Here is an 11626-nt window from a genome sequence, read left to right on the forward strand (position 1 = left end):
TTCAGTTATTTCAGAATCATAGGGGATATAATTTCTTTCAATAACTTGTTTGAAGGGCTCCACTATTAGATAGGCCATTTCATCATCTGTTGCAAAGATAATTATAGCAGAGTCTTTTTCTCCTGTGGGATAAAAATAAAGTTGAGCATCGCCCTCGGTTACAAGTTTGTTTTGGATACCTGTACCGACACCGACTATTTTTACACCGACGGGAATGTTGAACTCATCCGAGCTAAAATCACTAACAGGGGTGAAATTGTCATTCTTCTTTTTGTTGGCATCCTCATCATCTGAATCATTTTCTTCTTTGGGTGAAGTGTCGATGACGAGGTTGGGATCATCTGAGTACTCGAGACTAATTTTCTGTTCTTCTCCATCTAAGCTGACGCTAAGGCGAACAAATTGATTCTTCATTGCGGCTTCATCAGTAGAGAAACGAATTGTTCTCTCTATATTTGCCATAAGTTCATCGAGGTTTTTTCTGCTTGAATAGCTGGAGCCAGCTACCATCATGAGGATGACTGAAACAAGGGCCAGTGCCACGAGGATTTCTAAGAGAGTAAATCCGGCCTCACTAAGGCCCTTGTTCTTAAAAGTCATTATTAGTTTGAGCTTTTCTTCTTTGTTCTTAAGCTGATGTCGACGTCTTTTCCTTCTCCGCCTTCAGCTCCATCTTGACCCCAAGAGATGATATCAAATTTCTTACCATCAGAAGTATAGATATACTCGTTCTCCCAAGGGTCCATAGGAATCTCATCTCCTTCGATAAATCCATCTGGTGGGTAGTTCTTACACTCTCTACCTGAAGATGGCTTCTCTAGAAGTGCTTCTAGGCCTTGATCTGAAGTAGGATAGAATCCACACTTTCTTCTAAATTCTTTAAGTTGTGCTTCAAAAGATCTCATCTGGATCTTAGTTGACTTAACTTGCCCTTCGTAAAGCATATCGAATACTTTACCAGCAATAAATGTCCCCATTAAACTGATAAGGGTTAGTGCGATTAGAATTTCAATGAGAGTCATCCCTTTTTCGTCTTTTATTACTTTTTTGACGTTTTGAGAGATGATTTCTGTATTTTGTTCTTGGTTAGAATTCATCAATTCTCCTTTCTATTTAGAAACGTAACCTATTTATTTATATACTTTGTCAGATAAATGTAAAGACACGGTAAATTACGAGTAATTAGGTCGGTCTTTTGAATCAAACTGAATTTAGTTCCATCATCGGGATGACAACTGACATAACGATGAAGGCAACGGCTCCACCCATACCGACCATCATAATAGGTTCAAGTACAGATGTTAATCCATTTAGTTTAGATTCTACTTGGTCTTCGTAATTTTCAGAGATAATCTTTAGCATTGGCTCTAACTCACCTGATTTTTCACCGAGACTGATCATATGGGTTACCATCACAGGAAAGAGCTTACTCGAAGCAAGTGGACCTGCCATTGACGAACCTTCAGAGATGCTAACTCTTGAGGCCTCAACAGCTTCTTGGATATGAACATTAGAAATAAGGTTTTTTACAATTCTCATGGCCATGAGAATTGGAACTCCAGAATTTAGGAGAGTCGCAAGAGTTGAACAAAAGCGACTAACGTTAATCATTGTGACAAGAGTTCCTAGAATTGGCATTTTTAATAGGAAAGTATCCCAATTTGCCTTTCCTTTCTTTGTTGCAATATATTTTTTAAAGAGCCAAAAAAGAGCAATTGATCCGAGAATAACGGCCCACCAGTAACTCTTTAAGAAGGCCGAGGCCCAAATACAAATTTTTGTTGGAAGAGGAAGGTCTTTCTTTAGCGTTATAAAAATCTTGGTAATCTTTGGAATAACTAATACGAGGATAATCCCCATAACACTGGCCCCGACTAAGAGCATAATGATAGGGTACATCATGGCCCCACGCACTTTATTCTTTAGTTTTACTTGGGACTCCGTAAACTCAGCAAGTCTTAGTAGAACAATATCAAGAGTACCAGAGGATTCACCGGCCTCAACCATGTTGACGTAGATATTATCAAAGACTTTAGGATAGTCTGAAAGAGCGGCCGCAAGGGAGCTACCTTCATTAACTTTTTGACGAACTTCGGAAAGAATAACTTTTAATTTAGGATTCTCACATTGTTCAATGAGAGCATTGAAGGCCTCTACGATTTGTATTCTGGCCTTGATAAGAGTTGCTAGTTGGCGCGTCATCAGGGAGAGGTCATTGATACTAATTGCATTACCAAAGGTAATGGCCGCCTGCGCTTTGCTCTCTGACTTTTGCTCTTTGATTTTCGTGAGCATGATTCCACTAGAGCGGATCTTCTGCTTGGCCATTGATTCATTTTCGGCCGTGACAGTTCCTTTTTTTTCAACTCCAGTTTTATCTATTCCTTGATATGCGTAAATTGCCATCTATATTCTCTTATGTCCTATAAGTTTTCTTCTTCTTCCTGCTCATCATTGACATTGCTTTCAGCATTGATGGCACGGTTCATTTCATTGATATCTGTAATACCCATAAAGACTTTTTCAATAGCATCTTCTCTAAGGGTTTTCATTCCTTGTGCTTGGGCAAGTTTCTTAACCGCACCAGAGTCACTTTGATTAATAATAAGAGTTTTCACCTCATCTGTAATCATTAATAACTCAGTGACGACTGTCATTCCAGAATATCCCGTGTTATTACATCTTCCACAACCAACGGCCTCAAAAATCTGAGCATCGGCAGGAATAGATTTAAGACCTAGTGACTGCAGCTCAAAAGGCGTGACCTCATGAGGTTTTTTACAATCATTACAAAGGGTACGAATTAGTCTTTGAGCAAGAACACCGGCCAGAGAAGAAGCGATCATAAAGGGTTGGACACCCATATCAATGAGTCGGTTAGGAGCACTTGAGGCATCATTCGTGTGAATTGTAGAGAGAACAAAGTGACCTGTTAATGACGCTTTTACTGCCATTTCTGCGGTTTCCTTATCCCTTGTTTCCCCAACCATAATAACATCAGGGTTTTGACGAAGAATAGACCTTAGAGCTCTTGCAAATGAAAGGTCAATCTTATGGTTAACCTGGATTTGAGAAACTCCCTGAACTTCATATTCAACTGGATCTTCAACAGTAATAATCATTCTATCAGGCGTATTAATTCTATCTAACATTGCAAAGAGAGTTGTCGTCTTTCCGTGACCTGTTGGTCCTGAAACGTAAACAACACCATCTTTTCTTCTTGCTAGGGCATCGAGATTTTCAAGAACTTGTCCATGGAAACCTAAGTTCTCTAAACGAAGAACATTATTATTCTTTTCAAGTACCCTCATAACGATTCTTTCACCGTTTTGAACTGGAACCGTTGAAAGACGGATATCAATATCTTTCCCGGCCATTTTAATAGGAATACGACCATCTTGAGGAAGTCTTTTTTCTGCGATATCAAGCTTTGCCATAACCTTGATTCTCGAGGCCACAGCTGAGTGAGTCTTGATTGGTTGTCTGAGGACTTCAGTCATGACTCGATTGATACGGAAACGATAAATTGATTCTTTCTCATATGGTTCAATGTGAATATCGGTCGCTCTTTCCTTTACGGCCCTAAAGATGATTGAGTTTACGAAGCGAATAACTGGTGCCTCATCAGCTCCAGCATCGAGAATGTCAATTGGTCCATCAAGATCTAATGATTCATCGAATTCATCTTCTAGTGTATCAACGACGTTCTTATTGGCCTTTTCATATACTCTGTTAATGGCATCATTAACTTTTAGAGGAGAGCTGACAATAACAGTGACATCTTTTTTATAGATTTCTCTTAAATCATTGATCGCATCAAAATTAAAAGGGTCTGTCATAACAACAGAGATGGTTTTCTCTGTTTCAAGAATAGGGATTAACTCATGAGTCTTTGCATAGTTAATCGGTATATTCATAATGACATCTGGGTCAATATTATCAATATCGATATCAATAATGTAAGGGATATCGATTTGGTGACAAATCACTTTCACGATGTCATGTGGGTGAATATAGTTCTTCTTTAAAAGAATTTCCCCAATAAGTAGCCCTGATTCTCTTTGGATCTCAAGGGCCTCACTTAGTTGATCTTCTGATAGGGAAGTGTGCTTCAGAAGGAGCTGTCCAATTTTTTCCTTCTGACCTTCAACTTTATGGAGCATATTTTCAGTTAATTTCATTCAATTCCCTATTTTTTAACTGCAGATTTCTTCATTTCAATTTGTTGAATAATTTTTCCGTAATCAGGAGCATCGAGTTGACCTAGAAGGTCATCCTCTTTGCTATTTCCCTGAATTCCTTCTTTATTCTGATCCTTAAAGAATTGAGAATCACTCTCATCATAAAGAGAACCCTCTTGCTGCTTCTTGGCCTTGTTGTAGAGACCTTTAGCTGTTGTCCCAAATGGATCGTCCTCTCCGTAAATATCTTTGAGGTGAGCAGCTCTTCTGTTAAGACCATCTTTAACAGTTTCAGCAACATCTTTCTGATAGTTAGAAAGAATCTTTGGAGTTAAGAAGAATAGCATATTAGCTTTTTCAATTTGTTTCGTCTTGTTCTTAAATAACCATCCAAGAACTGGGATATCACCAAGAAGAGGGACTTTACTTTCAGAGTCAACACTCTTGTCTCTCATGAGTCCACCCATTGCGATAGTATCTCTATCTCTTACTGTTACAGTTGTCACTGTACTTCTTGTATTTGTCCCAACACCCTCACTAGCAACACCTGAAGGAAGTTGTCTCGTAGAGAAATCATCTATCTTTTGGTCGATTTTAAGTTTGATATATCTCGTCACTTTATTAATCGAAGGAGTGATCTTAAGTTTAAGAGTAATTTTTTGTTGTTTAATAGATGTTGTAGAACTTCCGTTAGAAGCATTTGTTTTTTCTGCAACTGGTACCGTTTCACCAACTTCAAAAACACCTTCAGTATTGTCTTGAACAAGAAGTTGTGGAGTGGCAAGAACGTTTGTATTACCATTATTTGCAACTGCTGAAATTAGAGCGTTTACAGAGTTAATTGTAACTTCTTGACCATTAATCGTCGTTGTTTTCTTAGAACCAATCCCTGTTCCTGCGAATAGTCCACCAATACTTGTCCACTGGTTAGTGAGAAGCTGAGTTAGAGTTGAACCACTTGATCCACCAAGGAATCCCGCTCTATCTGCATTTCCAGTTCCATAGGCACCTACAATACTAATACCAACATCTCTAGCCTTAGAAACTGTTGTTTCCATGATAATACCTTCAACATAGACTTGGTCTTTTTGTACGTCTAGTTTCTTAATAACTTTTTCTAGTGTTAGCCAGTCCGTTGGAGAAGCTGTTACGACAAGAGCATTATTTGATTTATCAGCAGTTACCCTTACTTCAGCGTTAAAGAGTGGGTTAGATGATGCTTGAGTTGATGTTCTAGAAAAACGAGATGTTCTTGTTGTTCTTCTTGAACTTGCCGAAGCATTACTAACTAGAGTTGATAATGTTTTTGATAGCTCCTCTGCATCCCCGTGAAAGAGGTAATAAACATGGATTTGCTCATTATTAGCAGCGACAAGTTTAACATCAAGTTTATTAATAAGATCTCTTAATCTCTTGGCACCATCAGCATTTGCCATCGCGATGATTGAGTTTGTTCTTGGTTCAGCTGTTAGTTTACTAATAGATTCTGACTTCGTTGTTTTACTAGAGAATTTCTTTGACGTGTCTTGTTTAAGAATTTTATCTAGTAATTTCGCGATTTCAGAAGCTGAAGTATTTTTAACTGGAATAATTTGTAGGGTTTCTTCGTGTCCTGGGACATCAATGAACTTAATAAGTCTCATGAGACGATTAATATTAGAACCCGTATCTTGGATAATAATTGTATTCGTTTGTTTGATTTCAATAATACGTCCATAACGAGACATAAATGGACGGAAAGAACGTGAAACTTCTGTTGAGTTAATATTCTTTAACGCGATAATCTTCATAAGGTAGTTCTCTGTTTCTGGAACATAGTTACCTGTGTAGATTTTTGTTGGGATATATCTGATATCTCTAGCTTGTACAATCTTATAGAAAGCCCCTGATTTAACCATTGTTAAACCATTCATATTAAGTGCTGCTAAGAATGCTTTCCAAGCATCTCCAACAGTAATAGCGGTTGGGGCTGAGATTGATATTTTTCCCTTAAGGTCTTTATCAATAATAAGGTTGAGACCTGTAAGTTTTTGCATGTGCTTTGTAAGGTCTTGAAGTGAAGTATTTGGAAAATCGAAACTCGTGATAATTTCAGGGCCAAAAGCAGTTTCAGGGTTTAAGTTGACATAGCTACTATCTCCTTTTGGAGGAGTCGGAGCTTGTCTTCCAAAAACATCTGCACCTGTAGGCTGATTTGAAATTAAGTTTGATACAGGTTCTTGGGCCTGTGCTTTTGACGTGTTGAATTTTGTCTTCGTCTTAAATTGCTTGAACTGCGCCATTGCTGCGTCTGTAGACAAAACACTTAATGCCAAAAGTCCGAGTAGTGAGTTTCTCATAGTTTAACCAATCCTTGGTATTATTCTGTAAAGTTATAATTTAAAGTTTTTTCAGTTCCGTTTCTCTTAACACTTATTTCATAAGAATCATTCTGTTTTAGTTTACCAAACATCGACATTAATTCATTGAGACTGGTAATCTTTTTACCATTGATTCCTGTCACAATATCACCATTTTGAATATCAAGCTGGCTATAGATTGATCCTGGAACAACATCGACCATTTTGTAGGAAAGAGTCCCGTCTGGGTTCTTGATTTGAATTGCTCTTGCCTGAGTCAGAACCTCTCCAATATTGGCCAGAAGGTTATCCCTTACTGACTTTTTGATTGTATAACGATTTCCGTTACCAGAGATGCCTTTTGTCTCAAGTTTTCTCGCTGGTTCAACTTTCAGCTTCTTTCTTGCAAAAGCTCTCTTAGCCTTTTGGTCAACATTTTCAATATACTCGCAAGAGCCAGAACTTAAGTTCTTGAAAACAACTTTAAGCCTATCAATCTTTCCAATCTCTGCCATCGCATCGATCTTTTCACCTTCACGATAGCTAAAGATTTTTCCTCTCTTTGAGACACTCGCCACACTTTTAACAGAGTCTTGAAGAACAATTGTATTGACGAGTTTGAGAGGGAGACGACTCTTTGTCTTTGCTACTTTACAAACTTTAACTTCTGGAACTTTTGGACCAGTTGGCTTTGGCTTGTCTATCAAAGATTCTTTCGCATTGAAGATATTATTATTCTTAATGTTGAGAACATCCATCCTAGGGTTGTAGGCAACAATTCTCTCTGTTGAAGGAGTAAAGCCTTTAGATTTCTTTGTTTGACCAAGGTAGAGACCAACAAACTTTCCAGCAAAGTAGAAACCTGTCACTGTTAAGGCAACAATGAATGAGCGATGAATGACGCTCTTATTTTGATCACCAAGAAGGTAAGGTATCCATTGCTCAGGAGTTAGTTCCGAGAGGCTTGAGGCCATTTTAGGGGCCTTCTCGATAGAACTTTCATACTGTGGTTTTAGGTTCTTAAGTCTTGAAATCATCGATTGGACAGCATTCTTGGCCACCGGCTGTTCAACCAGTTCCTCTAGGTTTCTGTCATGATCTTCGTATTCTTCATCGCCATCTTTAGACTTTGAAAACTTATTCTTTATCTTTTGTAAGAGAGTAGGTTTGATTTCGTCAGGGACTTCGATTTCGATAGTGCCTTCGAATTCTTCGTCGTCTTCGTACTCTTCGTCGTCGTCATCATCTTCGTCATCGTCATCTTCGTCATCGTCGTCATCGTCGTCTTCGTCATCATCTTCGTCAGAGTCATCGTCCTCGTCATCTGAGTCTTCTTCGGAATCTTCTTCATCTTCGTCGACATACTCATACTCTTCGTCATCTTCTTCGTCCTCGTCATCTGAGTCTTCTTCGGAATCTTCTTCATCTTCGTCGACATACTCATACTCTTCGTCATCTTCTTCGTCTTCGTCTTCTGATTCTTCATCAGAATCTAGTTCATATTCTTCCTCATACTCGTCAGAATACTCGCTATCTTCCTTCTTGCTGCGAAGCTTGTCTGTGATTTTTGAAAAGAGTCCATTCTTTTTCTTGGTCATATGTCAACTTTGGTTAAAAATTGTCTTTCTAATATTTTAGGCAATATGTCTCAAAGCATCAAGAAGGTTATGACGGGGTAAATTTGTCTAGTATATCTTTAGTAAAACACTCCGGTATTAAATACTGTATCTGGTAACTAAAGAATGTTAGAATATCGCTATCTAATTTTTATAAAAAAGGAATTTATAATGTCAGACGAAAAAACGATGATGGATTCCATTGTTGGAAGCTTCTTTTATGGTGAAATCGATGAGAAAAATGTTTTTCCATTTCCACACTTCTCAGAAGAGCAGGTAGAATTTGGAAAAGAGATGACCAATGCAGTCAATAAGTATTGTGAAGATGCGATTGACGGTGAAAAGATGGATGAGGAAGCAAAAATTCCTGAAGAGGTAATTAGAGGACTTGCTGAACTAGGTCTTTGCGGAATGGCCGTTGAAGAACAATATGGCGGTCTAGAGCTTGATTACTCATTATATAGTCGTGTCTTTGCTGAAGTTGCATCATTTGATGGCTCAGTTGCGACAATGTTAGGGGCTCACCAGTCAATTGGTTATAGAGCTCTTCTTAATGAAGGAAATCAAGAACAAAAAGATAAGTGGCTACCTAAGTTGGCCACAGGTGAGTCAATGGCCGCCTTCTGTTTAACAGAGCCAGGTTCTGGATCAGATGCTTACTCTATTAAGACTAAGGCCGTTGATAACGGTGATGGAACTTATACAATCACTGGGCAAAAGCTTTGGATCACAAATGCTGGTATGGCCGAATTCTACTCAGTTTTTTGTAAGACTGATCATGAAATTAATGGAGAAGTTAAAGAGAAAATCTCTTGTTTTATCGTAGAAAAGGGAATGGAAGGTGTTTCTTTTGGTGAAAAAGAAAACAAAATGGGGATTAGAGCTTCTGAAACTCGTGCTGTTTACTTTGATAAAGTAGTTGTTCCGAAAGAAAATATTCTTGGTGAATTAGGTAAAGGCTTTAAGATTGCAATGAATGTTCTTAACTCTGGACGTCTATCACTAGGTGCTGGGTGTGTCGGTGGAATGAAGACAATTCTTAAGCTTGCAACTGAACACGCTAAGGGAAGAAAGCAGTTCGGGAAATCAATTGCTGAGTTTGGAATGATCCAAGAAAAATTGACTGAAATGGCAGCACGTTGTTACGCGACAGAGAGTATTGTTTACTTAACAACTGGAAATATGTGTAAGGGTCTAAATGACTACTACCTAGAGACAGCCGTTTGTAAAATTTATGGTTCAGAGTCTCTTTGGAAGGTCGTTGATACAGGTCTACAAATTGCTGCCGGTAATGGTTATATGAAAGAGTATCCTTATGAGAGAATCATGAGGGATACAAGAATTAACCTCATCTTTGAGGGAACAAATGAAATTCTTAGATGTTTCTTAGCTCTTTCTGGAGTAAGAGGACCATCTGAGGGACTTAAAGAGCTTGGAAAGATTTCTGATGTTTCTAAAGCACTACAAGATCCAATCAAGTCACTTGGTGTCCTGACAAATTTTGCAAAGAATAGAGTGACAAAGATGATTGGTCATAGATCAATTTCAAAAGTTCACCCTGAGTTAGAAGAATATGCAGGTTACTTTAATTCAATGCTTGGTGGATTCTCAATTCAAGTTGAAAATACTCTTATGAAATATGGGAAGAAGATTATTGATAATGAACTTCCTCAGCAAAGACTCGCTAATATGGCCATTGAACTCTACGTTATGCTGGCAGTAATGTCGAGAACAACTGCTATTATGGAAAAGAGTGATGTTGGTCAAGCTAAGAAAGATTATGTAATGAATCTTGCTAAAGTTGCTCTGAGAGAAGCCAGAAGTACTTTTGTTAAGAACTTAAAAGAGATGACATCTAATCAGGATAAGCTCGTTGCTCAAACTGCAAAGCAGGTTTGTGATAATGATGGTTATGGATTAGATATTATCGATTTCTAAGATAATGAAAAAGCTAGGTCTATCTTTATCATTAGTCTTACTTTTTGCTAGCTGTGGAACGTCTGAAAAAAACGTTCCACAGTTGATAAAAAAAGTTATGCCAGTCGTATTAAAAAGAAGCTAACTCCAACTAATTCTGGTCCAACTCAGAAGTCTTCATCATTTGTCGATATTTCTGAGAAGGTTGGATTGGGCAATATTAGGGCCTACTCGTTTCTATATTTACGATTTAAATGGTGATCATAAAGAAGATCTCGTTGTTCTTCCTGAATTTTACTCAAGTCCTGTCTTCTACATTCGTAATAATTCTGGTTTCACACCGGCCAAAAATATTTTCTTTGATATTCCTGTGAAGGCTTCTTTTTTAAATATTGATGATTTTAATAAAGATGGAATTGCCGATATTTTAGTGGCCGCTCACTATCAAAAACAGAATTAACAACAGCGCCGAATTCGAATTCTTTATGGGTGTTAAAGAAAGAGGGAATATCGTTTTTAAAGAAGATAAGAGCTATCACTTTAAAGGACGTAATCCTGTCACATCAATTGCAACCTTTGATCACGATAGTGATGGAAGTCTCGACTTCTACGTGGGAAATTGGTTTGATAAAACCAAGCAAGGTCGAGAGCAGCTAATGTATGACAGGCTCTATACTTATGTCGATAAGAAGCTACACGATATATCAGGTGCGCTTACAGGCTATGATGAGGATGAGGCGTTAACTCCGACCTTTGGTGTTTCTCATTGTGATATTGATGGTGATGGGAGAGTTGATATTTTAACAAGCTCTTCTGCGGGTTATTTAAATAAGCTTTGGATTCAAGAATCTCAAAAGGGTATTTTTAAATATAACGATTATGGGAAAGCCTCCGGTTTTGCTCAGGACCGAGAAGGAGAGCTTATTCCAAAAGGTGGAGGAAACTCAACTTACTCTCTATGTGCCGATTATAATAATGATGGAATTATGGATATTGTCGTTGGAGAGATTTCCCATTCCCTTGATTCTGAATCTCGTGATCGCTCTAGTATACTAACTGGTGAAGGTTTAGGTTTTCCTCCTACCTTTATTAGGAATGAATATATCTCTGATGCAGGAGTTGATAATTGGAATCAGGGTGATCAAAGGGCCAATTGGTTGGATGTTAATAATGATGGGTTAGTGGATTTTCTTATTGAAAATAGTGGTTTCCCACCAAACTCTCGCTTAATTCTCTTTGTCCAAGAGCCTGATCATGCCTATGTGGATATGGCCAAAAGTTATGGACTTGATATTCTAAATCCTGTTGGAAGTGTTTATTTTGATTTTAATGGTGATGGGAAATTAGATATTCTTGTCTCACAAACAGATATTCGCGATAAGAGGATTCAGAGAAAACTCTATCTCTTTGAGAATCGTCTCAAAAATACAGGGAAGTCAATTAGCTTTAAGCTTGAGGCCAAAAAAGCAAATGCTAATGGTATTGGAGCTAAGGTTATTCTTAGAACAAAAGATGGAAAAGAACAGCTTCGTTGGCATCAAGTTAACTCAGGACCTTTTCCTTCTCAAAACTC

9 protein-coding genes are annotated in these 11626 nt (G+C 38.0%); 3 read left to right on the forward strand and 6 right to left on the reverse strand.

What is annotated here, in order from left to right; all coding sequences use genetic code 11:
- The 6 genes from M901_RS08905 to M901_RS16485 form a co-directional block, all read right to left on the reverse strand.
- Window positions 1-600 (reverse strand): Tfp pilus assembly protein FimT/FimU (locus tag M901_RS08905; protein ID WP_021277868.1); only part of this gene is annotated, 600 nt, incomplete at its 3' end.
- Window positions 601-602: 2 nt separating this feature from the next.
- Window positions 603-1097, reverse strand: coding sequence for a type II secretion system major pseudopilin GspG (gene gspG / locus M901_RS08910; protein WP_021277870.1), 495 nt, complete (start codon window positions 1095-1097; stop codon window positions 603-605).
- A 103-nt stretch (window positions 1098-1200) separates the two neighbouring features.
- Window positions 1201-2406, reverse strand: coding sequence for a type II secretion system inner membrane protein GspF (gene gspF, locus M901_RS08915; RefSeq protein ID WP_021277871.1), 1206 nt, complete (start codon window positions 2404-2406; stop codon window positions 1201-1203).
- Window positions 2407-2423: 17 nt separating this feature from the next.
- Window positions 2424-4181, reverse strand: a complete 1758-nt coding sequence (locus M901_RS08920; protein ID WP_021277873.1) for a GspE/PulE family protein — start codon at window positions 4179-4181, stop codon at window positions 2424-2426.
- An 8-nt stretch (window positions 4182-4189) separates the two neighbouring features.
- Window positions 4190-6520, reverse strand: a complete 2331-nt coding sequence (gene gspD / locus M901_RS08925) for a type II secretion system secretin GspD (protein ID WP_021277874.1) — start codon at window positions 6518-6520, stop codon at window positions 4190-4192.
- A 20-nt stretch (window positions 6521-6540) separates the two neighbouring features.
- Window positions 6541-8118 carry a PDZ domain-containing protein gene (locus tag M901_RS16485; RefSeq protein ID WP_021277869.1) on the reverse strand — a complete coding sequence of 526 codons (1578 nt, stop codon included), beginning with the start codon at window positions 8116-8118 and terminating at the stop codon, window positions 6541-6543.
- 189 nt (window positions 8119-8307) lie between these two features.
- Between M901_RS16485 and M901_RS08935 the strand changes: the two genes are divergently transcribed.
- From M901_RS08935 to M901_RS08945, 3 genes are all read left to right on the forward strand, one after another.
- The gene (locus tag M901_RS08935) at window positions 8308-10074 is read left to right on the forward strand and encodes an acyl-CoA dehydrogenase family protein (protein WP_021277867.1); all 1767 of its coding nucleotides are present in this window, start codon (window positions 8308-8310) and stop codon (window positions 10072-10074) included.
- 184 nt (window positions 10075-10258) lie between these two features.
- Window positions 10259-10513, forward strand: a complete 255-nt coding sequence (locus M901_RS08940; RefSeq protein ID WP_021277875.1) for a VCBS repeat-containing protein — start codon at window positions 10259-10261, stop codon at window positions 10511-10513.
- A 25-nt stretch (window positions 10514-10538) separates the two neighbouring features.
- Window positions 10539-11626: VCBS repeat-containing protein (locus M901_RS08945; protein ID WP_021277872.1), on the forward strand; the 1088-nt coding region annotated here is incomplete at its 3' end.

Source organism: Bacteriovorax sp. DB6_IX, assembly GCF_000447775.1.
Classification (GTDB): domain Bacteria; phylum Bdellovibrionota; class Bacteriovoracia; order Bacteriovoracales; family Bacteriovoracaceae; genus Halobacteriovorax_A.